At 62.3% G+C, this 25325-nt stretch carries 14 protein-coding genes; 5 read left to right on the top strand and 9 right to left on the bottom strand.

Going from position 1 to position 25325, the window contains the following annotated elements:
- Positions 1 to 542 precede the first annotated feature (542 nt).
- Positions 543 to 746: a helix-turn-helix domain-containing protein gene (locus tag QXK92_RS01690; RefSeq protein WP_306239940.1), complete on the top strand. Its 204-nt coding sequence runs from the start codon at positions 543 to 545 to the stop codon at positions 744 to 746.
- Positions 747 to 1139: 393 nt separating this feature from the next.
- Here QXK92_RS01690 and QXK92_RS01685 read toward each other — a convergent pair whose 3' ends face one another.
- A complete protein-coding gene (locus QXK92_RS01685; protein ID WP_306239939.1) occupies positions 1140 to 1379 on the bottom strand; it encodes a hypothetical protein in 240 nt (79 codons plus the stop codon).
- A 64-nt stretch (positions 1380 to 1443) separates the two neighbouring features.
- Between QXK92_RS01685 and QXK92_RS01680 the strand changes: the two genes are divergently transcribed.
- The 3 genes from QXK92_RS01680 (at position 1444) to hxsC (ending at position 4365) form a co-directional block, all read left to right on the top strand.
- Positions 1444 to 1749: a hypothetical protein gene (locus QXK92_RS01680; protein ID WP_306244552.1), complete on the top strand. Its 306-nt coding sequence runs from the start codon at positions 1444 to 1446 to the stop codon at positions 1747 to 1749.
- Positions 1709 to 3208, top strand: a complete 1500-nt coding sequence (gene hxsB, locus QXK92_RS01675; protein ID WP_306244101.1) for a His-Xaa-Ser system radical SAM maturase HxsB — start codon at positions 1709 to 1711, stop codon at positions 3206 to 3208. Before QXK92_RS01680 ends, hxsB begins: the two co-directional genes overlap by 41 nt.
- A gap of 119 nt (positions 3209 to 3327) precedes the next feature.
- Positions 3328 to 4365 (top strand): His-Xaa-Ser system radical SAM maturase HxsC, encoded by a 1038-nt coding sequence (gene hxsC / locus QXK92_RS01670; RefSeq protein WP_306239938.1) that lies wholly within the window; start codon positions 3328 to 3330, stop codon positions 4363 to 4365.
- A 17-nt stretch (positions 4366 to 4382) separates the two neighbouring features.
- On the opposite strand, the gene QXK92_RS01665 is transcribed toward hxsC, so the two are convergent.
- Positions 4383 to 4547 (bottom strand): hypothetical protein, encoded by a 165-nt coding sequence (locus QXK92_RS01665; protein WP_306239937.1) that lies wholly within the window; start codon positions 4545 to 4547, stop codon positions 4383 to 4385.
- A 512-nt stretch (positions 4548 to 5059) separates the two neighbouring features.
- On the opposite strand from QXK92_RS01665, the gene QXK92_RS01660 reads away from it, so the two are divergent.
- A complete protein-coding gene (locus tag QXK92_RS01660) occupies positions 5060 to 5383 on the top strand; it encodes a hypothetical protein (RefSeq protein WP_306239936.1) in 324 nt (107 codons plus the stop codon).
- On the opposite strand, the gene QXK92_RS01655 is transcribed toward QXK92_RS01660, so the two are convergent.
- Genes QXK92_RS01655 through QXK92_RS01625 form a run of 7 tightly spaced genes read right to left on the bottom strand, consistent with a single transcriptional unit; the run spans position 5374 to position 25301 of the window.
- Positions 5374 to 6465, bottom strand: a complete 1092-nt coding sequence (locus QXK92_RS01655) for an HNH endonuclease (RefSeq protein ID WP_306239935.1) — start codon at positions 6463 to 6465, stop codon at positions 5374 to 5376. The two genes, QXK92_RS01660 and QXK92_RS01655, sit on opposite strands and share 10 nt — an antisense overlap.
- Positions 6466 to 6478: 13 nt before the next feature.
- Positions 6479 to 11461 carry a DEAD/DEAH box helicase gene (locus tag QXK92_RS01650; RefSeq protein WP_306239934.1) on the bottom strand — a complete coding sequence of 1661 codons (4983 nt, stop codon included), beginning with the start codon at positions 11459 to 11461 and terminating at the stop codon, positions 6479 to 6481.
- A complete protein-coding gene (locus QXK92_RS01645; RefSeq protein ID WP_306239933.1) occupies positions 11458 to 14754 on the bottom strand; it encodes a hypothetical protein in 3297 nt (1098 codons plus the stop codon). Before QXK92_RS01645 ends, QXK92_RS01650 begins: the two co-directional genes overlap by 4 nt.
- The gene (locus QXK92_RS01640; RefSeq protein WP_306239932.1) at positions 14747 to 16063 is read right to left on the bottom strand and encodes a hypothetical protein; all 1317 of its coding nucleotides are present in this window, start codon (positions 16061 to 16063) and stop codon (positions 14747 to 14749) included. Before QXK92_RS01640 ends, QXK92_RS01645 begins: the two co-directional genes overlap by 8 nt.
- Positions 16064 to 16074: 11 nt before the next feature.
- Positions 16075 to 18297 carry a 3'-5' exonuclease gene (locus tag QXK92_RS01635; protein WP_306239931.1) on the bottom strand — a complete coding sequence of 741 codons (2223 nt, stop codon included), beginning with the start codon at positions 18295 to 18297 and terminating at the stop codon, positions 16075 to 16077.
- The gene (locus QXK92_RS01630) at positions 18298 to 24582 is read right to left on the bottom strand and encodes a DEAD/DEAH box helicase (protein WP_306239930.1); all 6285 of its coding nucleotides are present in this window, start codon (positions 24580 to 24582) and stop codon (positions 18298 to 18300) included.
- The gene (locus tag QXK92_RS01625) at positions 24582 to 25301 is read right to left on the bottom strand and encodes a hypothetical protein (RefSeq protein WP_306239929.1); all 720 of its coding nucleotides are present in this window, start codon (positions 25299 to 25301) and stop codon (positions 24582 to 24584) included. Before QXK92_RS01625 ends, QXK92_RS01630 begins: the two co-directional genes overlap by 1 nt.
- Positions 25302 to 25325 lie beyond the last annotated feature (24 nt).

The following is a 25325-nucleotide window of genomic DNA, read 5'->3' as shown; positions in this document are numbered from 1 at the left end:
CAGATCGCGTCCTACCGGACATTACGTCCGACGCCGATCGCGGGAACACGCCGCCCGAGCGTGCCGATAGCGCGCGGGCGCCCCTGACCCGCGCGAGCAGGCGCAAAATCACCTCATTTCGGCCCGAAATGGGTGATTTTGCGTCTGTTCGCCACGTGAAAAGTGGGCGCGGACGGTATCGAACCGCCGACCGCTGGTGTGTAAAACCGAGCCAAACTGTCCGCCGCGTTTCACGCGGTGCCATGAAGTCTGGGAATGCCCAGTTCAGCGGTGGATTTTCGTCCACTCTGTCCACAGAGGTTTGGGCTGTGCCAGCGCGTCTTGGCACACTCTTGGCACAACCGGGGGTATGGGCCGTCCAAGCGCTAGCGCGGCGCTCCCCCGCGCCTTCACGAGCATGAAAATGGCCTGCGGACTTGCGCCTTGAGGGCCATTTCCGCTGTAGCGGGGACAGCTGTAGCGGGGACGGTGTCTGGTTTCACGACATAGTTGGCAGCTGTCTCGCGACATAGTTGACACCTCTGCAGGTCGGGAGGTCAGCCATGTCGATAGCGCAACTCGTCATCACCGCCGTCGTGCTGGAAGGACGTAGCAAAAGCGAAGTCGCGCGGGAATATCACGTCTCCCGCTACTGGGTCCAACAACTGGTCAAGCGCTATCACGACGAGGGCGAAGCGGCGCTCGCGCTGCTTCCTTGTCATGGGTATTGCGGGATTGATTTCCTTCAGCCAAGACAGACTGATTGATAGCCTTTGCTCAGTCGGGAATCTAGACGTACGCGACTCGCTTGGGGGTAGGGAATGGTTCGAGGACTAGTTCCCCGAGGTGGAAATGGGTGACCGTCCAAAAATCGTGAGCCTGGCTTCGGCGCTTGCCGCCCTGGCAGGCCCGGCGGCCGCGCCGCCGATCACGGACGCAGCAGGCTCCGGTGAGGCTCAGATCTTCGGGGAAACCGAGGAGGCGATCCAGGCGGAGGCCGATATTGGGCTGCCGGCCGAGGCGGATCTGATGAGCTTCACGGTGCACCAGACAAGCGACGGCATGATGCTCGCCCAGCATGGATCTCACGTGTCCCACGTATCGCATGTGTCGCATGTGTCGGGTGGCGTGCCGAATATGCCGAACGTGCCAGATTTGCCTTATCCGACGTACGCACCGACCACCACGACGACCACGACGACCACGACGACCACGACGCCGACCACCACGACCACAACACCGACAACCACAACACCGACGACGCCCACGACAGCCACGACAGCCACGACAGCCACGACAGCCACGACGCCCACAACACCGCTGACGACACCCACCACCACGCCGAGGACTTCTCCGCCGGCCTCGCCAGGTTGGTAACTGACCAATGAAGTTGCTTCCATCAGCGCTAAGAGCACCGACAGGGATTACCGTTGCTACGTCGTGCGATACCGGCAGACGGCGCCGATGAGTGAACTTTCAACGTCCGACGTTGTCGTTGACTTCAGTGCGACGCTGCAAGAACTCGGCGCGCTACAGGAGGCCGCCTATCGCCTGATTGGACAAGCTGCTTGCCAGATTGACGAAGCGGATGGGCGATACGTTTGCCGACTTTCACCGTCGCAGCCGCAGCTTCAAGGCGACGAGTTGCGTTCCTATTTCTTGAATCTGGTTACAGATGAAAACCTCCGCGCGAAAGTGCGCGGCGAAACTGACCGACTCCGAGACGTCATTGTCGCCTTGGCGTTTGGGTCTTTGGCCGAGGAGTCGTGACCCTATAGCCGGCTTCGCTTCAGCAGATGCCTTCTCTCCCGAAACGTCTGGGCTTCAACTCCTTCCCATCCGCTTCGAACGGCTTGGCCCGGACCGATTCCTTGTCGGGAACATGGTTGGCGACATGGCGGAGATGACGGCGATCGAATTGGACCGTCTTTGCGCGCTTGATCTCACGCCCGGCGACGGCCTCTGCGAGCGCGCATTCGAGAAGCTTTTCGTCATGTCGGCCGATCAGCGCGCACAGCCGCAGCTCCTGGCGCTTCGCTTGCGTAGCCGTCTGAGTTTTTTGCGAGCGGCTACGCCACTCCACCTTTTCGTGGTCACTCTACGGTGCGAGCACTCCTGTCCGTATTGCCAAGTATCCCGTCAAAGCAAGGACCGCGTCCGCTACGACATGGACCAGGCCACGGCTTCGAAGGCACTGGATATAGCCCTTTCAGCACCGGCTCCGCTGATCAAGATTGAGTTTCAAGGCGGCGAGCCGCTCCTGAATTTCGAACTTATCCGATGGATCGTTGTGGCCGCGAAGGAGCGGGCCATCCCAATCGGGAAGCGCCTTCAGTTCGTGATCGCAACGAACCTAGCCCTCTTGAACGACGAGGTGCTCGATTTTTGCGCCGAGCACGACGTTCATTTCAGTACATCGTTGGACGGGCCTCGCGACCTTCACAACAAGAATCGACCGCGTCGCGGCCAAAACAGTTATGAACTCGCTGTAGCGGGCATCGCTCGTATCAAAGAACGCCTCGGTCCAGACAAGGTCGGCGCCTTGATGACCACCACGGAGGCGAGCCTGGATCGAGTCGAGGGGATCGTCGACGAGTACGTGAGGCAGGGCCTTGACGGCATCTTCCTTCGACCACTCTCCCCCTACGGATTCGCGATCAAGACCAAGCAGTTTCACAAGTACGGCGCCCGGGAATGGCTCCAATTCTGGAAACGTGGTCTCCGCTACATCCTCGAAATCAATAAGTCCGGCCGCCGCTTCCCAGAGTTCTACTCGGCCCTGATCCTTCGCCGGATGCTGAGTGACGAGCCCATCGGTTACGTCGATCTTAGAAGCCCGGCGGGGATTGGGCTTGGGGCGCTCGTCTACAACTACGACGGCGCCGTGTTCGCGTCCGACGAGGCAAGAATGCTCGCGGAGATGGGTGACCGCAGCTTCGAACTGGGCAACGTGCGCGAACACGGTTACCGAGAGCTGGTGCTGTCCGACACATTGGTTTCGGCAGTTGCGGATTCGTTGACGCAAACGGCACCACAGTGCTCGACGTGTGTTTTTGAACCCAACTGCGGCGCAGATCCCGTGTATCACCACGCAACCCAGAACGACGTGTTGGGTATCAAGCCGTTGTCGGAGTTTTGTGAACGACAAAAGGGCGTCATTACGCACCTGTTTGAACTGTTGGAACATTTCCCCGAAGACGCCGCCATTCTCCGGATGTGGTCGTCGTGAAACCGCTTATGCTAAGCGGACTTTCGCCGGCTACCGACCTCGCCGACTCGACTGGAAGGCAGCGGTGTTGGCGACTTCGCTCCCCCACCAGCTTCCGGCCGGGTGTTCGCGATGCCGCGTTGATCGCGGGCCACGACGATTGGGAGCTGGCGCGTGCAGGTGGTTTCCAGCTCGCTGTCGGCCGCGATGCGCGTCCGGATGGCATGACGTTGAGCTACGTCCGCTTGCCGGCAGGGTTTGCCGAACTGGGTGAAGGCGACGTCCTGGCAATCGAACCTCACTCCGGTCGGGTGTGGGTGCTCTACCGTCGGTCCTCCAGACACAACTTCTTTCTCGTAACGGAACGCTGCAACAACTACTGCTTAATGTGCTCGCAACCGCCGAAGAAGGCCGACGACGGTTGGTTGATCGACCTGATCGCGGAGGCGCTTCCACTAGTCGATCCAGCGACGCCCGCTCTCACGTTCACCGGCGGCGAACCGCTGACGGAATGGCGCCGATTCATCGGTCTGCTCGAGCTGACACGTGATCTGCTCCCCGACACGGCGGTTCACGTGCTTACCAATGGGCGTGCCTTCGCCACTCCCGAGGTCACGAATGCTTGGGCGGCAGTTGACGATCCGAACCTTTCGGCTGGCATACCGCTCTATGCGGCCGTCGATAGTATCCACGACTACGTGGTTCAGGCGAAGGGCGCGTTCGACGAGACGGTGCTCGGTGTGCTGCGGCTCAAGGACCGCGGTCAAAGAGTCGAAATTCGTGTCGTGCTCCACGCCGTCACCGCGCCACGCCTACGCGAGACCTGCACATGGATCGCCCGGAACTTACCGTTCGTGGATCACGTGGCCCTAATGGGTATGGAACACACCGGCTTTGCGATCGCGAACGACGACAAGTTGTGGATCGACCCACTCGACTACAAGGAGCCATTGAAGGCCAGCATCGACGTGCTCTCGACTGCTGGGGTGAACGTCTCGATCTACAACCTGCCGCTCTGCGTGCTTGACCCCAGCATCCGACCCTTCGCGGTGCAATCGATCTCGGATTGGAAGAACGCCTACGTGGAGGAATGCGAGGGCTGCTCGGCACGCCGCGATTGCGCGGGCTTTTTTTCCACTGGGCGACCAAAGTTCAGTCGCGGGATTGCTGCGATCTAGTTACTCCCCCATCTTGACTACTCGGCTGCGACATCCTGCTGGATCTGATCTGCCAGTTCGGCGAGTTCACCGTTCACGCTGTCCTCGGTCCCATCCCACACCACCAGGCCGTTGTCATCGATCTCGCCAGTGGCGACTATTCGTCCACGCGCTCGGTCTTCGATATGGAACTGTCTGGACACGATTACCCCTGTTGCCAGACCGGCATCCCTATGCTCGAGCCATGGGACGAGCGACCCACACTGATTCCCTGGTATCGGCGCTGGAGAAGGCGCGCATCACCTCGGAGAACCACGCGTTCATCCGTCGGATCGTTGAGGCCGTCGAGATCTCACGTTTCGAACGCCGAGCCCTACATCATCGCCACCCGCAGGCACGGCCTGCGCGAATTGCACATCTACTGGGGTTACACGACCGGCTTCACCACCGAGGAAGAAGCCACCCGAGTCGGCGGGACAGGCGCCACGGTTGGTCCCAGTAGCAAGCTGAAGGGTACGTGGTACGTGAGCCACCCAGAGAACCGTGTTCAGCACAGAGAAAAGCGCACTCGCAAGGTGCAGCGCGAAGCAGATTTCTGTGACCGATGCGGTGAGCAGAAGTCGCTTACTGGCGTGTGCGGCAATTGTGACTAGAGATAGGGAGGGCGGCGCGCAACGTCGAGTTGGAGGATGATCTCCTGCAACGGATTCACGCCGTGGTCCAACCGGGTGACGAGATCTCAACCCTGACAACCAAGCGCCCCAACGTTATTGCGGCGATCGGCCCTGATGGCATCTGGGTCGAAACCTTGCGCTCGGATCGCCGCCGATCTGGCCCACAGTTGGTGCCGGCATGGATGATCGTCGCTGGATGGCGGCAACTGCAGCAGAAGGGTGTCTTGACCCACGCTGAGTTGCTTGGCGACCTCAACGTCAAGCGCTCTGCTTTCGTCGTGGCGCTGTTGGCACAGTTCACCGACGTCGTCGTCCGCTCTAGCCACCCGATCGTCCTACAGCTGATCGGCGGCCCTCAGCCCTGAGCAGCACGCATCCACTCTGGTGCGAAAGCGATATCAAATCGGATAGTCCGACGGTAGCCCGCCCAGGTTGCCGCTCCCCCGGGTTGGGCGCGGAATACACCCCTGGCCGCTGCCACCACCCGAGCGCGCTGATTCGGCCACTCGATGTCGCGGCCGATCTCCTCGAGTACTTGCTGATCCCGCTCGAGCACCTGGTCAACAATCTGGACAGCCGGCAGAGCGCTGCTTTTGTCAACGTTGCATCGCACGCAGGCCAGGACCAAGTTGGCCAGACCGTCGATCCCCACCAGAGACCACGGAAGCACATGATCGACCGGATTACCGGTGGGCAAATGGGCGCGGCAGTAGAAGCAATGCGGCCCGAATGCCTCGCGGAACGCGTCGCGAACGGGTGTGAGTGGGATGCGCTCCCGGCCGAACAGGTGGCCTGCAACGTCGGGTACCTCGTCGTCCAGAAACTTGTTCATCTGACGGACATCGTCGACCCACATGATCTCCAACGCCGGCTTCAGCAATCCCGCCAGACGGGCGAGCGCGAACGCAACTCCCGGCCGTAGCGTGATCGCATTTCCGCACGCCTCAAGTTGACGCATCGAAATGTTCTCACCGAGGAAGGAATCGTCGTACAAGAACGGGTCGCTCACCGGGGAGCCTGGCAGCTTCTGCAGTCGCGGCAGCGGCTGCTTGGCCAGGGCCAGGTTGATCTTGGCTATGGCTCGACGATATTCGGCCGGTGCGCGCAGCACTGCAACCTCTAACGAAAGTCCGCTATCCCCCGCGCCTGCGGCTTCCCTCAGCGAGCGCGCCGCATCGGTGATACGCGCGATCGACCCCGTACGCCGCTGCCGCAGGTCCTGGCCTTGAAAGGGACGGACTTGAGGCCAATACAGGGCGAGGACCCGGTGTGCCAGCTCGGGGAGTGGAACGAACAGAGCATCTCGGGGGTTCGATGGCAGGTTCTCGATGCAGTGGTCGATGAGCGCTGTCAACGTCGCGAGCTTGTAGGTCGCATCACGTTGACCGGTTTCGAGGATAGCGACAACTCGCTGTCCCAAGATCAGCGGATCGATTTCTGTTGCCACCGTTGGACGGTTCTCAGCCACTGAGTGTTTTCAACAGCTTCTCGAGTGTTAGGACGGTCCACCCCTCAGCCTTGAGGTCGCGTCTATCGTCGTCTTCAAGGCCGATGTCCAGTGCTAACAGACGATCGGGCCAGGCGATCGAAATCGGAGTACCTCCACCGCTCTCAATTCCCACTTCAGGTCGCGGCGCTCCTCTCTCCGCCAGTGCAGTCAACAGCTCTCTTTCAACTCCGAAGGCGTTGCGGTACAAATCTTTCCACTCCTCCGGTATTGAGTCCGGAATTGGCGTCTCTTCCGGTTCCGAAATTTCGAATTGCTCGGCAAGCTCGTTGTCTATCAATCGCCGCAGAATCTGCTCGGCCGTCCCGCGAGAGAGATAGTCGTGGTCACGTTGGTTCTGATAACTCCGCAGGCAGCCGTAACAGGATGTCTCCGGGCCGCATTCGCAATCACTGACCCGACGTAGTGCCGCTCGCAGAACTCGATCTAGATTTTCTTCGACCTGGATGACGTGTCCGGCGCCGCCCGGGACGGCATCGAAGAGAATGATCGACCAGCGGTCCTCACCAACAGGGTTGAGAGTACCGCCGATGTCCTCACGGGCTATCTCGAGTATTTCCGAAGCGGCCTCGACAATCGCGTACATCAGCGACAGCCAGCTGGCGTACGAGACTCGGATGCCCGAAACGTTGGCGTTTATCGACAGCAGGTCCGTCTCGTAAGCATGGCCGAGATCAAGGATGTGTTGGCGACCACTGCAGCTTCGATTCTTTAGCAGGTGATTATGCTTCGGCGGCTTGGTCGGGCTCTTGACGCGAGGAGAGCCGTACCCACACCACTCGCAGATCCAGTAACCCATTCCGCTGGGACCGTCAGCTAGCGACACGAGCCGGCCTCGGGGACCAACGGAAACCTCAAGCGAACCACCGTTCATCGGAACCTCGTACGTCCGGGCCTCGGGAGGCTGGGCGAGGACATGAACAGCACCGCCCCATGACCGCCGCGGCGGTCGGGGGCCCGGCCGCTTTGGCTCGGGGGCGGCTACGAATCCGAACTCAGGAATCGTGAGCGTTCTAGGCGCCGACTGGGAGACTTCGCCACAGAACTGGCACTTTTCGTCGACGACTTCGATTCCGTACCGGAAGCCTCCGCAGCGCCTACATACGTGATACTTGAACTCTTGCAGGTCTCTACCCGGGACGCGATAGATCCCTCGGGAGATCCAAAGACTGCCTCCGGCAACGACTTCAGCGTCTGGAGCATATTCGTAGATCGCCTGTGACAGATCTCGGCTGAGGTCCAGCAACGCCCCTTCGGATTTGCCGATGCCGAAGTTAGTGCGGAGTTCGACCGAGTCGACGGGAAAGCCGTACTTGGGCAGAACATTTCTGTTGGCGAGAAACCCGAGTAGATCGCGCCGCCTCAGCGTGTTGCCCACTCGCTGATAGCGAGAAGCCAAGTCGTGTTTGCCACTTGCGGAAGCAGTCTGTTCAAGCTCGTTCATGGTGTCGACTTCGTTGCGAAGCTCGTCGCGAACGGTCTCCAGCAACTCAATCAGGGCAAGAGCCCAATGACCGCCGGCAAGATCAATTTCCGTCGCGACGTTTGGCGGCAACACCCTTGACAGTGCCTCACGGATCTGATCGGGAACCGGGGTCAGGAAGGGTTTGACCAAATCGACGGAGGGATCGTTACCGTCCTGAGGCAGGAAGAACTCGCCCGCTTTGCGATCGATACGGCCGGTCATCTCGAAGTTCCATCGGAAGAAGGCTGCAAGCGCCACCGAGTGCGCATGCCTCCGGTCGATACGGACGTTGGTCAACGGCACGTAGGGCGCTCGAACCTGACCGGAGATCATGACTTCGGGCTCGTTGAACCTCGTCAGGTCGTGAGAACGCCGCTGCGCATATGTGACGACCAGGGCTGCAGACCCTGTTCGCCGACCGGCACGCCCCGCCCGCTGAAGATAGTTCGCGGTGCTGGGCGGCATGTTCCGCAACATCACAGCTTGCAACTCACCCACGTCGACGCCGAGTTCAAATGTTGTCGAGCAGGAAAGTGCATTAATCTCGCCCTGAACGAACTTGTTCTGAATTGCCGCTGCTTCGGTGTTAACCCATTGAGCCGTATGCTCTTTGGCCTTCATCGGTACCGCGTTCATCGATCGGTAGATCGTTCGGTAGTGATCCCGGTCTGCGTTTCCGACTGGCGGGACAAAGCGCTCGAGTTCACCCTCGCAGCCGAGCGCTGGGCAGACGCGACGGACGGATGCAGGAGCTGTTCGACGGCAGACAGTGCACTGATACACCGGCGCCTCTTCATTGACCCATCGCAGCCGCAGACATTCGTGATTTACCTGGTAGACCTGCCCTAGGCCTGCCTCAGCGGAGGACTTCAGCCAGTCGACGGGCGTCTGCGAGTGGGTGAGGTACCCCCAGATCTTCTTGAGGAAAGCTTCTGCATCGGCGTCGCTGTTCAATGCCGCGAGAACCCGGCGGGTGTAGTCGACGCGGCGGTTGGTGCCCCGGCCAGGCATCCACGACAAGACTTTCCTCACGGCTTCAGGTGCCTCGCCTCTTACTCGGATCGGCCCGAGGCGGGGAGCGAAGATCTCGTCGTTCGGCGCGACATCCTCTGGCATGGTGACCGCGCCCTGCTGTCGCAGCGTGCGGACGAGCTCCTCCAAGAACGCCCAAGCCTCTTCCTCTGACAGACCCAGCTGCAAGAGCGGAGCCGGTGCCCCCCAGCTGGGCTCGCGGTAAAGGCTGATGCTTATTAGGCCTAGGCCTTCCAGAGACTGTCGGTCATCAGTGGCCAGCACTTCGGCCATCACCCACGGAGCGACCACGCGTGCCGCCTGTTGCGAGGTCATGCGGGCCGGGAAGTTCTTGACTTTGACCGCCTGCTTCTGCGTCCGGAAGACCAGGTCGTCGATAGCGATCGATTCCTCATCGGCCCGAGCCGCAAGCATGCCTTCGGAGATCAATCGCCGTCGCTGCAACCTGGAATACGAGTCCTCGAGGTATGGCGCGAAATACGCCGCTGCTTGCCGGCTGTCGCTAAAAGCCAACAGCTTGCGCCCCTGACCGGGGAGCAAGGCACCGTGTGGGTCGTCGGCGATCGGGAGGTTCTGATAGAGGGCAGTAGTGATCACTGCACCGCTGGCGTCGGGGCCCGTCTCGAAGGTCCGGACAGTGGCGGACCCGCGGGCGCCGCAGACCAGACATCCGGCGATCTCCTCGCCGCGCTGTTTGAGGCGGCGAACGAGCCGCAGTTCGGAGTTGCCACACCCTTTGCACTCGCGGGAGTCCGGTTTGAGAAGGGCGCCGCACCGCGTGCAGAGTTTCGCCTGATCTCCGGATACTTCGTCGCCGCCGTCAACGGCGGCCAGTTCGTCCTCGTCTTCAAGTCCGTCATGGTCGCCGAGAACAAGCCAGTGGCCTTTGCTCGCTGCCTTGCGGGGTCGCAGGTAAAGGACACCACCTTCGTTCAACGGGGTGCCGTAGACGTGGACAGCACCACATCGCTTGCAGGATCCAATTTCGAAGACAGGGGATTCACAGTCCGGACAAACGTTGTGGCGGGCCAGGTGGACATGTGGTCCGCGGGCTGAAAGGCAGGTGAAGGCTCCCTCTGTCGCGCGGAGAAATAGGTGGTAGCGGGCGGATAAGGGAGTTGTGCCGTCGGGCTCCTTCAATGAGCTGGCGAGCTCCACCATTGCGGCTAGTCCGGCTGTGCCGGAGGGGTTGTCGCCGAAAGTCGCTGCTGCCACTTTGTTGAAGGGCTGAGGCCCTGCGGCGAGGGTTTGCCGCATAGTGGCGAGCGATTTCTCATGTGACAGTGCTGTTGCAGCGGTTGGGGTTCCACCCCCGGTTCCCGGCCATCCTGCTTGGCCTGCGGCCCTTAGCACAGCGGCCTCGCGGTCGTCAGTTCGCAGCAGTTCCTCGTAATCGGCGGCGGAGAGCGGGCCCCAGAAGGGCCCGGATGGCGAACCCACCCTGCGCGCCATGATGACGTCTTGCTGGGACCTGTCGTGAGGGTTCCAGTTGAAGGGCTGTCCGAACAGATTAGATGCGAACCGGGTCACAGCGGCGGGATCAGTGTCGCCGCCTACTGTTGCTGAAGTCGCGATGCACTGGATCGAGCGTTCCGGCGCGACCCTATCCCGTACGCGCCGAAGGAGCATTGCGATCTCAGCGCCCTGGCTTCCGTCGTAGACGTGTGCCTCATCGACGACGATGAATCGCCATTTGGAATCGGCTCCCGTCGCAAAGAGCTTCATGTCGAGCGGCCGCAGAAGCAGATACTCGAGCATGGCGTAGTTGGTGAGCAGCAAGTGCGGCGGTTGAGTCTGCATCTCCTCGCGGCTGAGAATCTCGTTCTCGATTCGCGGCTCGCCGATATTCAGTTCGGCGAACATTTCCCGTGCCTTGCGTGGGTCGTCTTCAGTCTCTCCGGTGTAGCGACCAAATGTGATTTCGGAGTAGCCGGCCAGCAGTTGACGGAGTCGTTTCATCTGGTCGTTGGCAAGAGCATTCATTGGGTACAGCAGGAGAGCCCGAACACCGGGTCCAAGTGTGCCGGCCTCATGTTCACGAATGAGGCTGTCAAGAATGGGGATGAGGAACGACTCGGTCTTGCCTGAACCGGTGCCGGTGGCAACGACGACGTTTCGGCCCGCGGCCGCCTTACGGATCGACTCCTCCTGGTGGATATACAACGGACGGTCCAAAGGCAGCGCATCGCTGACTATCCCGGGGAACTTCGGGGACAGAACGCCTTCGGAAATTAGCTCCTGCAGCGACTTGCCGGGCGCGTACGGCGGTGTCGCCTCGAGGTAGGGGCCGCGATCGAGCATGTCGGTGCTGTCGATTGCCTTACGAAGTGCGGCATCAATTCTCGGGTCGCGAACCGCCAACAGTGAGGACAAATATCGGCGGTAGGTAGCCTTGATCCCCTCCGAGGTCGCGACTGCATCGATGCTGGTTGGTGTCACCCCTGAGCTCCTGTCTTTCCCTCTACCCGTCGGCCCACAGTCAACTCGGCGATGATCAAGTCGATAGTGACAAGCTCGGGCGCAACTTGGGCCAGGTCTTCCCATGGCCGCTGCTCTCTGATCACCCACCTCAGTGCATCAGCGTTGCCACGAGACGCGTGACGAGCGGCCAAAGCGAAAGCCATCGATAGAGCCGGCACCACATGCCAGTCGCCGGTACGTGTTCGGTGCAGACGGGCCGTGAATGCGTCTTGGGTAGCTCGGTCGCCGATCATTCGCATCAGCCTCTCGGACTCTTTCAGCACGCTGCGGGCGTGTTTCACGAGCCATTCAAGTCGCGGATGGCGACGTTTCTCGACAAATGCCATCGCGGCCAGGACGCGCGAGTCAGCAGACAGGATGCCTTGCGGAATCAGTCCGGCGGTCCTGACCCATTGCTCGCGGAGAGCTGGGTTGCTGTCCAGAAGGTCGGCGGACTCGTCGAGGCAGCCCGATGAGGCGCAGGGGTCGCGACCGTCGAGGATGCCACTAACGGAATCGCCGCAGATCACTTCGGCCGCTTCGATTTCCTCATTTGACCACAGCGAATCGGCGGCGGACAGCAGAGCGGCCGGCAGTGCTCCTCGGACCGTCCATGGCGGAGCGGTATTGGCGTGGGCATCAGCGAGGTTCGCCCACGCGAGGCCGGAGCGCACCATCAAGGTAGGAATCAAATCGACAGGCACTTCCGAGTTGGCCAGTGCTGAGAGGGCGGCAGCAGGGCGCGAGTAGATTATCTCGTCAATCGCCTTGGCAGCAGGCTCAATTCGTGAGCCAAGGCAGAGCAACTGGAGTAGAGCTCTGGCCGTCCAAAGTCGCGCAAAATTTTTGACTTCGGCCGGTATCGTTCGATGTCCGGCAAGGAACATGGAGACAGCGCTTTCTTCGTCGTCGCTGCCTATGATCCAACCGTCGTTCTCAAGGACCGTTGACCTGACGACATCCGACCAGTCGGGTGGCGGCAGTGGAATCCACGGATCTTCGATGCGCGCAATCACGCGGATTGGACCGGCATCCATCAGCCAGTCCGGTAGCTGCGCCTTCCCGGCGACGATCGGGACTGATGCCGGGGCGCGCCAGGGAGCACGCAGCGCAAACAAGTATGCGGTCAGCCCCTCGGCTTCGACGCAATCCCCGAAGTGGAGCGCATCGCCGTCGAGGGTGATTCCCTTGAACAACGATCGAGGTCTGATGGTCGCTATGACGAGTTCGCCCTCGTTGCTCAGCGCCAAGGCGACCTGGGGTTGTTCCCTGAGCGTGTCGACCAATTGCGCGAGGTCGAACCGATAGACGCCGGCTCGACCCAGACGGGGGGCGATGGTCTGAACCGAGCGTTCCCGCGAAATGACGTGCAACACCGGCTCCGCCGCCGCGCCCACGTCGAGAATGAGCTCACCCGCGGATTCGATGATGTCTTCGCAACTGAGCGCGAGGGGTCTCACCGATGGGCTGATGGACGAATCATTGGACTGGTAGGCGACCGTCATATGCGGCGGCGATACTGCCAACGAACAAGATCGGGAGTGGGCCGTGGCCCGCAATGTGTGTTCGCGATCCCGCTCGCCGAAGTCGACCTGAGAACGTGCTATGTCCACGCCCACGGCGACCCGTACTTTCGCTTGGCAGGGCTGGAGACCTCCAGGGATGAAGCGGCGCCAGTTCGGTGTAAATGACACCGAGAGACCTTCGACGATTGCCAGCGACCTTGTGGCACCACGGCCCCAGGGGCCTCGTACCTTGATCGAATAGGTTCCCACCAACGGGCGAGAGATGTTGTCCCACAGCGTATTCGGGTCTTCGCTACCGCTTGTGCGACGACGGGATATCACTATTCCTTCGCTGTCGTGCAAGGTCACATCCCAGGTGGCGTTCTCCATGGTCGCGGGCACGACGACGCGGGGGATTTTAGCGAAGACAGGAAGCCCGCTTGCGGTGCGAACCCCAGGAACCGAGGCTTCGGTCTCGATGCGCGCGGATTCGAATTTACGCACTGACCGACAAGCACCGCGGACGGTTACGGCCGTCGCATTGGAGAGGTCGGCTTGGATTAGACAGAAGCCAGTCCATCCAGGGGGCAGCGGGCTCTCCGCCACAATCTCAAGGGAACCCGTCACCTCCAGCTTTTCGGGTTCACCGGGAAACAGCAGCCACGTCTTGGCGGCGGGCATGGGTAAACCGGGTGCGATCAGTTCACCGTCCTCGCCGAACGCAAGCAGGGGATCTTGGTCATCGATGACCATCATCGGAAATTGCAGATGTTCTCTACCCGCCAACGCAATTGACGCGGCACGTACCGGTCGACCGATTGCGATATCAGTCTGCGGCGCTGGCTCTGTGGAGCCCGGCCACAGGGAATCGGTCGCGACCCGCTGGACGTCCTCGTCGAGAGTCACCACCCACACCGCCTTGCCGTCGGGCGCATCACCGACCGGCGGTAGCCGCAGAAGTAAGCCTTGCCCGAAGGGGTCGATTACCAGCCGCGGTCGGACGACTGTGCCGCCGGCGTGGTGCGACCCGTCGTCGGCGACTCGCTCAATACCTCTCTTGTTGTGAAGCTCCTGCGCCGCGGCCCAAAACCGCCGCGGTAACAAACCATCATCCTCCGAGGCGCCTGCCGCAACGGCATCGAGAAGTTCAAATGACCGGTCCGCAACGTCGAGTGCGAATTCGTCGCCGTAGCGGATGAATCGTTGGACCGGCATGTCCACGTTGGCGAACCCGGAGCCTTCGATCTTGTTTGTAGCCCAGGCGACAAAGTCCGCAGGCGTGAGTCCTGGAACCTGGCTGCGTTTCCACGAAATGATTCTGAAAAAATCAGCCAGGCAGTAGGTTGGCATCCCCGAGTGGAGCAGGATCCGGCCGACGTACCTCGCGCCTGCGTCGCCATCGCGCTCGAAAGTCGGAAGGTTGAGTTTCTCCAGGTTTCGGAGGAAGGCGTCGCCCCAGGCGGTTTGGAACTGAGGGCTGTTCCTTACGTCGAGCACACGAGCCAACTTGGGCCAAAATGTGCCCTTTGAATAGTGGTCCGCTGCGACACCCGCTGTCGTCAGAACATGAATTGCCGGCCAGCGCCACAGAACGCGCTCCGCAGCGAGGCCCGGCCAAAGCCGGCCGAACTTTTTTCCGAGTACGGCGAGGGCCTCTTCGCGCTTTTCCGTCGGGATTTCGTCGAGCGTCTCCGCAGCAAGCGAAACCAGCTCTGCGCGGGCACGCCATTGCCGCTCACACGAGTCGAGGAATTCATCTTCAGTCATCATGTGCCTTGGACTTCCCGTCTTCGGCTTGCTTCTCGTCGCTTTGAGCACGCTCGCGGGCGATTCGACGCCGGATGGCTTCCCGCGTCTTCTCGGTTCCATCGCCGGCGAAATAGTTGTAAGCCTTCGAAATACTCTGGCCCGCAGCTTCGATCGCCCGATCGGTTTGATCGCTTGCTACTCCGAGCACGTGCGAGGCGGCATCCCCAATACTCGGCACAGCTAGTTCCTGCCACTCTTCGAGTTGATGCCGCCGTGCGCGGGCGAAAGCGTCAAGGTCTTCCTTGAGGGTCTTGCTGTGCTTGGCAATGTCACGCACGGACCAATAGCGGAATCCGTCAATCGCCTTGGTTTTCCGATATGTCTCCAACACCTCGGTGGCCCGCTGGTACAAGGCGCCGTCTTGTGCGACCTGGGTAGCCAATAAGTCGAAAGCATCGTCGACCACGTGCTGGCGATGCTCCGGTTCGACGTCCTGGACCCGCGCGATCCGCAAGCGTTGCCAGTTGTTCAGAGACTCTTCCGCGAGGACCAAAAGGTTGAGCGTCTCGCCGATGCTCTTTTCTTCAACCGCTCGCTTCAAGACATCGGCTCGTTCCTGCACGGGTTTTGACGCGTCGAAGTCATCCAGCGTTCTTTCGACGTGGGCCCGTAACTTCTCGACCACGATGATCAGATCAGGTCCGAGTGCTGCAACCGATTGCCAGTCGGTGGCCGGCAGCACGCCGGTGCGGTCCAGATTTCGAGTCATCCGAACCACGGTCGCGTACTGCCCTCTGACATCGCCGATTCGGTCGGCTTCAGCCAGCTTGAGGACAGATTCGACCTTGCCTTCGACCCGCTTGATGGACTCGTTGACTTCGGCAATCGCCATCTTCAAGGCCATCTGGATCGCGATCATCTGGACGGACATCATCTGGGTTGGCCCAAGCGAAACAGGACGCCACTGCAGCTGTTGGAGGAACTGTCCGCCACTGCCCACCGTGGTCATGCGGAAAAAACCTGGGTCCCCTGGAATCAGATTTCCGGTGCGGATCGCCTCCATGCTCTTGGCTGACAACTGCACGAATTGTCCACTCTGAGCGAAGGCCGACGCAGCTCCGACCGCCAGGCCGCCGGCGAGGTTTCCCACCGCGCCCTTGGTAACACCGGCCGTATCCACAACATGTCCCGCCGCCGACTGGATCCTGTCTATGAAGCTCTCGACGGCCCCGGGATCACCATCAACGAGCAAGCCGGCCTCGCTGACTGCGATGACAAGCTCACCCGAACGCCGGACCGGCAGATTCTCCGGTTCATCGTTCGACACGCTTCGCCCCCTTACTCCCCTGCCCCCAAAAGCTCAGTCCGTTTTCCGCTCCACGTCACCACCAGCGCGTCGCGTGCGCGGCTGCTGGCGACATAAAGCAGCGATCGCTCCCGCAGGAGCGCCTCCGCCCGCTCCTCATCAGGCACATTCCTGAAGGTGGCCGGCGACGGGACATGCTTATCATCGGCTCCCGACAAGATGACCCTGGAGAACTCCATGCCTTTGGCGCGGTGCATGGTCAGCACCAGCGGGTACCCGGAAGATGCGGCATTCTTGTCCAGAGCCCGGACTGTGACACCCCGTTCCCCCAAGCCGCGGACGAAGCGATCCCGATCGTCTTGGCTGCGCGTCAAAATGGCGATGCTCTCCGGCTCAACGTCGCCCTCAGCGAGCCAGGCTTTGATCTTCGCGGCCACAGTGTCCAACTCGGCGGTCTGGTTTTCGCAGGCGACGAGTTCCGGCACGGGGCCGTTGCGGGCCGACCGGTAGTCGCTGGTTTTCTCCGCCCCCTGTTCGAGGTCGGTGTAGTCGGCGCCGGAGAGCACGCCGACAGCGAAGCGCAGATTCTGCGCTGTGGTCCGGTAGTTCAGCGTCAGACGGCGCGATCGTCCAACAATCTTGATGCCGAATCGGCTCAGCACGATCGGACTGCCGTAGATCCGCTGGTGCGAATCCTCTGCAATGAACAGGTCGTTCGGTCCTTCGGGTACCAGGGCGCGCAGCAGGGCCCAGTGCGTGGCGTGCAAATCTTGGGCTTCGTCGACAATGACGTGGTCAGCGAGATAGCGTCCGAACTTCTCGGTCTCGATTCGCAATCCCTCGGCTGCAAGTGCGAGCAATTCAGGGAAGCTGATCGTCTCATCCATCTGGCTGTGGCGGCGGTACGCCTCGACGAGCTTCCACACCCCGATGCGCTGGGGGCGGCTCAGTCGAACACCGCGACCCGGCCGGGCAACCTTGGCGTACTCCTCCAGCGTGGTGATCCGATTCGCCAGAACCACCGAAACATACTCACTCTCCAAGAATGACGGGGTGGCCAGCTTGGCATCGAGACCAGAGTCGACGTTTTGGGCAACTTCACGCCACACCGCATCCGAAGATGTGCGCTTCGGCCCAAACTCAATTTCACCGCGCCCGAACACAACTGAACAAGCCGCGCTAATGAAATCCCGCGGGGTCCGATCCAGGACTGCCTTGCCCAACGCGTCAATACCGCCGACGTACACACCCGGATCACCCGGGTTCGCCGCGATTCGCACGTCCGGGTCCAGGGCGATCAAGTCAGCTCGAAGTCCCTGTGCCAGTGTGGCGTTGTAGGTGGTGAGGATGATCCGCGCATCCGGATTGGCACGACTGAGGCGACGTGCGCGGTGGATGGCGACGACGGTCTTGCCGGTTCCTGCCCCTCCCGAAAGCCGGAATGGACCGCTGAAGTCAGCGTCGACGTACTTGCGTTGTTCGGGGTGCAGGAAGATACGCCATGCCGCGAAGTCGCCGCCCTCGATAACCCTCCGAAGCTCATCGTTGTCCTCGATGTAGGCGAATTGCATCTTCGAGGCAGGGCGCTCGAGGGCCTCGATGATCTGCTGGTCCTCGTCCAGATCGGTGTCGACCGGTTTGTCTGCGAAGCCGTGCTTTTCCCGGATGTCCTCGATCGAGATTCCGGTGGCGAGGTCGAGTAGCGCGCTGCCCTCCCACTCAACTCCACCGGCGGCGGCGTCCAGCAGCGCCGACTCGTCCGGTGCGGCCATCGCTTTGGCCGCCACCGCCGCGGAGAGGCCCAGGCGGTCGGTGAGGTCTTCCAAGGTGTAGCCCACCCCAGCCAGATACGACGGCGCCGCTTTAGGTGTCTGAACAGCCTCAACTGCGGGGGCCGACGCTGAGCTGGGTTCGACTTCGCCGATGAGTGCTTCGAGGGTCCCGTTGATGGGATTGACCTTCAACGTGGCCTTCTCGGCAAGTTTGATGGCATCGTCGTGGTTCCACGTCCCCATATAGATGTAGGTGGGGGTACTCGACTTGTCCTCGACCTTGAAAAGGACTGCCCGGTAATGGATGTCGACGCGTCCGGTGCGCACTCTCGGATCGGACGCCACGTGCAGGGGCTCGATATGCAGTGAGGGTGTGGTGTCATCTTCACTGAGCTTCTCGAAGAAGTCGAACACCTTCTTCTTGATGGAGCCGTCCAGCTTGGACATCGCCCTGCTATTCGACGCGATGACCAGATGTGCCACTTACATCACTCCATTCGATTTCAGTGCCGCCAGGATCTGCGGAACATCGGCTGGGCAGAGGGTCCACCCGTCCGCTGCGCTCTCGCCGTCAAAGCTCACGCCGACACGGGCATCGGCCCAGGCGAGGTCGATCACCTCGCCGTCGTCCGTTTCGTACCCGAGCGTGGGCCTAGCGGCACCCGCCTCTGCCAGAGCACGAATGAGTTGCTTCTCCGCATCGGAGACCGCCTCTTTGTAGAGTGCCTGCCACGCGGGGGGCAGAGACTCTTCTTCTGCGGCAACAACTCCCGTGTCCGTGGGAGCAGACGACAGCAGCGAGTACGTGCTCACCCGGTGGCGGTCGCTGAGCCCCAGCCAGTTAGAGAGCCGCAGCCATTCTTTCCAGGCCTTGCCTTCGAGGTTCGAGATCCGGTCGTCGCGGTCATCGACGGCCAGTACGGCGCGAGGACCCGCCGACTCCACCGCACTGGCCGTCAACGCGACTCCCCCATCGGTGAACGACCAGCACCACTGGTCCCCTCCCGGTGGGAACGCAACCTCGCCATCGAGCGCAGATTGCGCCGCGCGGGCAATCGACGTCGCGTCCGAGCGAACCCGGTTTCCGCTGTTCACGAACAGATACGGCAGGTGATCACCGAATTTCTTCCAGGCCTGCGGATCCGGCTCGACCATGAACTCGAGGAGCTGCGTCACCGGATCCTTAGCCAATAGACGGATAAGCCCTGGCTGGACGTGGAACTGACTGGTGACGAGTTTGGCGGCCTTATGATCGAACCAAACCGGCTCGGCAACCTCACCGGCCTTGAACCGCTGCAGGTCTTCGTGACTGAAGGACCACACGACATAGCCCGCACTACGCAGCGCCGCACGCTTGTCGGCATCGTCGGCGACCCGGTTGTTCTCAGGGCTTGCATGGAACGCACGACCGTCGGCGAAGATGGCGATCTGCGGGATCTCAGGATCGGCAGTCTGGAGCATGAAATCCGGTTTGACGAAGCCCAGTGAAACCTGGGGCCGCAGTGACCATTTCCGGGGTTTCTTGCCCTGCAGGGTGATGGTTGCGGACGGACCGTAGGTGCCGGGCTTCTCCACGACCGCGGCGCCCATGAGCTTGAGCCGTTCGATAAAGGAGAAGTATAAGTCGCGTTCGAGGAAAGACTCGTCGCTGATCGGGGTCGGCGGGGGTGCCTTTTCGGTGACGCCGGCGGTCCAGTCCTTGGGGTCGGGATTGGCGTGGGCGCCGACGTCGAGGATGTCGTCGAGGAGCTTCAGCGCGGTGGCCCGCGAGACCTTGTCCATGTCCTGCGGCGGGGCGAACGGCAACAGACACCGGTGGCAGGCGAGGCGGTCCTCATCTCGGCATGGACACTCCCGCACCACTTGTCGCGCTGTGGCGAGCACGGACCAGACTTTGGTGTGGTCGGAGAACTCGGCGAGGTAGCCGGTGCCACCGGGGACGGTGTCGTGGATGAGCAGGGCGCGGCGGTCTGGTGACCGCAGTGCGTCACTGATGGCAGTGACGTCGAGGTGTTCGGGAGACCCGCCGATCACCTGGCGCAAGCCCAGCATGATGGCGGCGGCCAAGCTGGGATAGGCGAAGCTGTCGTATTCCATTTTCGGCGGCACGTGCAGCAGCACACCCTGAGTGCGTAGGACCCGGGCCAGGGCGATCTCGCGCACGTCCTCGATCGCGACATCGCGCAACTTACACCAGGTTCGGTGTTCGTAACGGTTGTTGCGGCCGGCAGCCCCGTCGATCTGGCCACAGGATGCGCAGACTCGGAACAGACCGCTGGCGGTCTCCTGCCCGGCAATCATCCGTTTCTTGCCTTGGGAGTTCCGCTTGCCCAGGTTCAGCCAGCGAATGTCCAAGCGGCGCAGATATTCTGCGCCGAAATCGGAGTCGGCGCGGAACCAGGTGCGTCCGACGTGGGCCGGGTCGATGTCGGCGGCGATGCCGACGGTGAACGGTTCGCGTTTGCGTTCGTCGCGGTTGTCGTTGATGGTGGCTTCGTCCCGGCGGACCTCGGCGGAGACTCGAGTCATCTCGACGACGTTCAGATGTTGGCTGACGTCGGCGATGCCGCCGTTGTGGCAGCGCGGGCAGGTCGTGACGGTTTGGGAACCGGCGAGGACCTGGCTGATGCCGGCCCATCCGCACTGCGGGCAGATCTGCCAGGAGTAGATGTTGGATTCGCCCGTGCCCAGATCGACGGCGTCGATGGTGACGGCCAAGCCTTGGGCGTAGAAAGTGGCGCCGGGCGCCAGTTCGGTCAAGGCCACCCTTGACCCGCGACGGTAGCTGAGTTCTTCACCCATGTAGGCGTTGGTATCGGGGTCGATCCAGGTGACGCCAACGTCAAGGGTCACGGTGTCGTCCAGCAGTGTGTAGTTGGGCAGTACGCCGTAGCGCTCCAATACCGAGATCCAGTAGTCGCGGGTCAGCGAGTTGATCTGGGCGCCAAGCAGTTTGCGGGAGCCCTTGGCGGTCCGCAGGGCACGCTTATCGTCATCGGTGGCCGCAGGTGAGCAGGCTCGTTTCTCGAACTCGGGCAGGTCTGCCTCGACGGTTTCCAGGCGCTTGGTGAGTTCGTCGAGGTCAAGCTGCCACTGGTAGGCCGCCGACTTCAGGTGTTCGGTGAGCGCGCTTTGGCCCCCTTGCGGAGGCGGGCTGGCCCATGCACGCAATCCAGCGACCGCATCGGGGCTGAGGTGATCGCCGAACTGGCCGAGGAACTCGTCCAGCAGCGCCGCAGCGTCGACAGCCGCCGTCTCCATCAGTCGGCCCAGCCAGCTGTCAGGGCTGGGGTCGCCGAGAACCGCGCGGGCGTCCCTGGGTGGTTCGGCCTGAGGGTCGCGGGCGAACCGGTCGACGATATGCGCGACGTACTGGCGCTGCAGGATCTCCTCGGCACTGAGGAAGGTTGCCGGGGGGCGTACTTCACCCTGGATCACTGACAGCGGTTCGAACAGCTTGGGCAGGTGCTCCCCGCGCCCGCGGACGTAGGCCAGCACCAGTGAATTACCCGTCAGTCGGCCTGCGCGGCCTACCCGTTGCAGATAGGAAGCCACGGTCCGGGGCAGCGATCCCAGCATCACGGTGGACAGGTCACCGATGTCGATACCCATTTCCAGCGTCGGGGTCGCGACGAGGACGTTCGGCGCCTGCGGGTTGGTGCCGCCGTGTTTGAAGGCGTTCTCGTAGCCGAGGCGCACCTTGTCGGGCAGCAGGGAGGTGTGTTCGCGTGCCACAACGCGTTTCATCTCCGCCGAGTCGTAGAGTCGGCGGTAGAAGTTGTCGGCCCGCGGTGCGCGGTGCAGGTTGCCCGGGCATCGGGTGAGCATGCAGGGGGCACCGTCGAGTTCCTCGATGGTGGTGGCGCTTCCGGGGACCGGTGTCTGGCAGACGTCGCAGGTCAGCAGATGCTGGCCGTCGAGCAGCGCCTCCATGGTGGGGGCGCCGACCTGGACAGTGGCCGGCGCCAGTCCGTAGACGGTGGAGCCGGTTTCGGTGAGGACGGTGCTGAGCAGCATCTGGTCGGTGAGTTCGGCGAAGAGCGATTTGGCCAGGAAGGTGCCGTTATACGGGCTGACATCGAGGCACCGTGATGTCCAGATGGCGTACCAGGAGGCAGGTGCGGTGATCGGGTCGAAGCCTTCGGGCAGCGTCCCCGATCCAGATTTCAGTGCCGGAAAAGCCGGCGCTGGGCGGCCTTTCGGGAAGGCGGGCATACCCTGCCCGCGGGGACGACCGCCCCAGATGTGGTAGCGGTTGGCGTTCTTCTCCAGATACGGCCGCAGCCAATCGTGGTGGATGCCGCCGCGGGTCCGAATGCGTTCGACGACTCCGCGCACCCACTGGGCTACGGCTTCGTCATTCACGCCCGTCAAGGGCAGTTGGGTCGCATCGGCTTTGTCGACCGCGCGCCGGCCGATGATCGCCGCCCGCCGTGGCGCCCCGAGGTACACCTCCGCGACGACGCTGCCGGTGAGCTCGAGAGTGCGCCCGGTGCGCGATTGCAGACCGAACTCCAGATCGACATCGAACTGCAGCCGTCGCTTGGCCTTGTTCTCCGCTGCCCGGCGGGTATTGGTGTGGACGTCGGGATTCCAGAAGCCGATGAACTCGTCGCGGTCGACGATGTCGGGCGGCAACAGCTGATATCGCTGGATCGGGTCATTCCCGGCTCGGGCGACGACGGCTTGGGCCAGTTCGGTGAGGTCCATCTCACTGTCGCCGAGGGCACCGCGCAGTGCAGTACGGAGGCTCAGGCTGTGCGAGCGGGCCTGGACGAACCCGGCGCGGTGCGCAGCATCCTGGACGCTGTCGGTGAACATCAACGCTTTCTTCTCGGCGGCGTCAAGGTTCTTGTCGCCGAACAGGTTCGACAGCGTGACGGAAAGCTGGGTGGCGACCGCGCTGCCCATGAACCGGATTCCGTCGGTGGCCCCGCAGGCCGGGCAGACGTCCTGTTTGGAGTGTTCGTCGGCGTCGGGCCCGACCAGGGTGAGTACCGGCAACACCCGGCCGTCGAGCATCTCCGCGCTCTCCGGGTCTGGGGCGGTGTCGAGCAGTTCGCGGTGGTCGAGGTGGAACCAACGCAGCCCCTCGATTTTCTCGGTCACCTGCGCCTCGGCGGGGGCGGAGATCAGCGCCCGGAAACGGGAAGCGCCTGCGGCGTGGTCGGCACGGATCGCCTCGTCGGTGACATCCAGGGTGCTGCCGGTGGGCGCCAGCCGCGCGCCCCAGCCGGAGCGTCCGCAGTGCCGGCAGAACACTGCGGGCAGGAACAGTTCGTTCTCGTCGGCGACGGTGCCGTCATCGGACCAGCGGTAGGCGGCGGCCGCGCGGACCGCCCGGTCGATGCGGCTGAGCTCCCGGATCCACAGATGGACGTCGACGCCCAGGGCGCTGCGACCAACCTCGGCGCGGACATGGGACAGCAAGGCGAAGAGGTACTCGAGGAACCGGATTCGCGCCGCACGGGCTCGCGCCGGATCGCGCTCGACCGTGATGGCCGGGAAGACTCGATCGGCGAGTTCCGTCAGTGACAGCGCGTCAACAGCGTGGGTTAGGACCGCGGCGATCAGCGGATGTCGCTTGAGTTGGTCGAGCATCTCTGCGGCGGTCAGCGGCGCGTCAGCCGTTGGGGTGTCGAACAATTCGGAGAACACCGCTGCGGCAATGGACTGGTTGTCGGCGGCATCTCGGTGCACCGCCGCGATACGCTCGATCGCCTCGGTCACTACCGGGTCGATCGCGGTGAAGTCGCCGTCGCGCTCCCCCGCCCGTGCGGTCAGCCACTGGTCCGGGGTAAGCCGTGTCTCCTCGATGACCGCGTCGGCCTCGAATCGCTCCCCGAACACGGTGTGGGCGAAGTCCAGCATTGCGACGGGAGCCGCGCGGGATCCGAGTGTGGCTGACGTCGCGACCGGGGTGATCCGGCCGAGAGGGCGGGCGCGATCATCATCGGTGACTTTGGAGGTGGCGGCGCAGTGGCTCTTGAGGGTCAGTCCCAATCGGCGCAGCAGCATCGCCACGTCGGTGCCCTGGGCGCCGTCGTAGGTGTGGAATTCATCGAGCACCAAATACTGCAACGATTCGGCGGAGAGCCGCCACATGTCAGCCCGACCCGGATGCAACAGCATGTGGTCGAGCATCTTGTAGTTGGTCAGCAGGATGTCCGGCGGTGCATCGTGCATCAACGCACGGTCGGTGATGAGGCCATCGGCGGAGACCCGGGTCCGTCCCCCGGTTGACTGCTCGCCCGTGTACAGCCCGGCGGTCACCGCGGACAGTGCCGGGTCACCGGAGATCAATGCGGCAAGCCGTTCGGCCTGATCGTTGGCCAGCGCGTTCATTGGATAGAGGATCAACGCTTTCATGCCGGTGACGCCGGCTTTCCTCGCCCTCAGAACGTGGTCGAGGATCGGCAGCAGGAACGCCTCGGTTTTACCTGAGCCGGTGCCGGTGGTGACCAGAGTGGGTCGGGGACGGTCTCGATACTTCGTCGAGAGCCGTTCGAAGGCCCGGGCCTGATGCCCGTAGGGCGTGAAGCCCTCCGGCCACCAGGCGAGGTGATCCGACCAGTCATCGGCGGCCGGCGCGAACGGTAGCCTCAGTCGCACGTAGGGACCCTTGAACATTCCGAAGTCCGGATGTCCGACGAAGTCGGTGAGCGCGGCCTGGGCGTCGGGGTCTGTCAGCGCGAAAGTCGTTGCCAGGTAATCGGTAAGGCCTTCGCGCAGGTGCTCAGCCTGCAACGTCGGTAGCAGTGCGCCCATCAGCGGCGCTTCTTCTTTGCTCGGGCCGCCAACCAAATCGCATGGTCGATCTCCCATGGAGTCGGCCGACGCCCGCCGGGCAACTCAACCTTCGAGACCAATGCGGCGATAACGCTGCGCGCACCGTCAGGATCGGTCTTGACCCCGTGCCCTTCAAGCCAGCGCAGGACCATTCGGTCAGGTTTGATTAGGTCATCGTTGCCGAGCACCATCCACAGGTAATTGCGCCGGATACCATACCTGCCCTCACCCGGGATCGCCCGCAGCGCCTTATCCACCTGAGCAAATCGACTGTCGTCTTCCATCAGTGCGATGGCTTGCTCAAGTGTCTCGATCTCATGGTGACGGAATATGCGGCAGTGCTCAAGAACAGCCTCGGACTTCAGGATTCCGCTGCGGGTCGATGTCCGTTGCCGATTGGTCAGTTCGGTCAACCGGTCGAGTCCGAGCTCCTTCAGCTTCTGAAGCGATGTCGGATCCTTCGCGCGGAATCCAGCGGCAAGCGCGGTCGGGGATTCCACTCCCAAGGCTTGGGCCACCCGTTCACGCACCATGGGAACGACGACCGTGTCGTAGTTCGCCCCGATGCTCCAAACCGCGTCGACGATGCACAACGACAGACTGACCCAGCGCAGTTCCCTCGGCCTGGGTTCGAGCGCAACCAGGGCATCAGCCAGCTGGTCCAGCGTTGCGTCATCAACAGGTGCACCTGAGACCATCCCGCTATCCCCCGAATCCATCTC

The organism is Mycobacterium sp. TY815 (genome assembly GCF_030755135.1).
Classification (GTDB): Bacteria; Actinomycetota; Actinomycetes; order Mycobacteriales; family Mycobacteriaceae; genus Mycobacterium.
This window is presented reverse-complemented; position numbering and strand designations above follow the sequence as displayed.

Coding starts and splice junctions, on each gene's coding strand:
- QXK92_RS01690 (WP_306239940.1), top strand. CDS start 543: ATGTCGATAGCGCAACTCGTCATCACCGCCGTCGTGCTGGAAGGACGT.
- QXK92_RS01685 (WP_306239939.1), bottom strand. CDS start 1,379: ATGGAAGCAACTTCATTGGTCAGTTACCAACCTGGCGAGGCCGGCGGA.
- QXK92_RS01680 (WP_306244552.1), top strand. CDS start 1,444: ATGAGTGAACTTTCAACGTCCGACGTTGTCGTTGACTTCAGTGCGACG.
- QXK92_RS01645 (WP_306239933.1), bottom strand. CDS start 14,754: ATGACTGAAGATGAATTCCTCGACTCGTGTGAGCGGCAATGGCGTGCC.
- QXK92_RS01630 (WP_306239930.1), bottom strand. CDS start 24,582: ATGGGCGCACTGCTACCGACGTTGCAGGCTGAGCACCTGCGCGAAGGC.
- QXK92_RS01625 (WP_306239929.1), bottom strand. CDS start 25,301: ATGGTCTCAGGTGCACCTGTTGATGACGCAACGCTGGACCAGCTGGCT.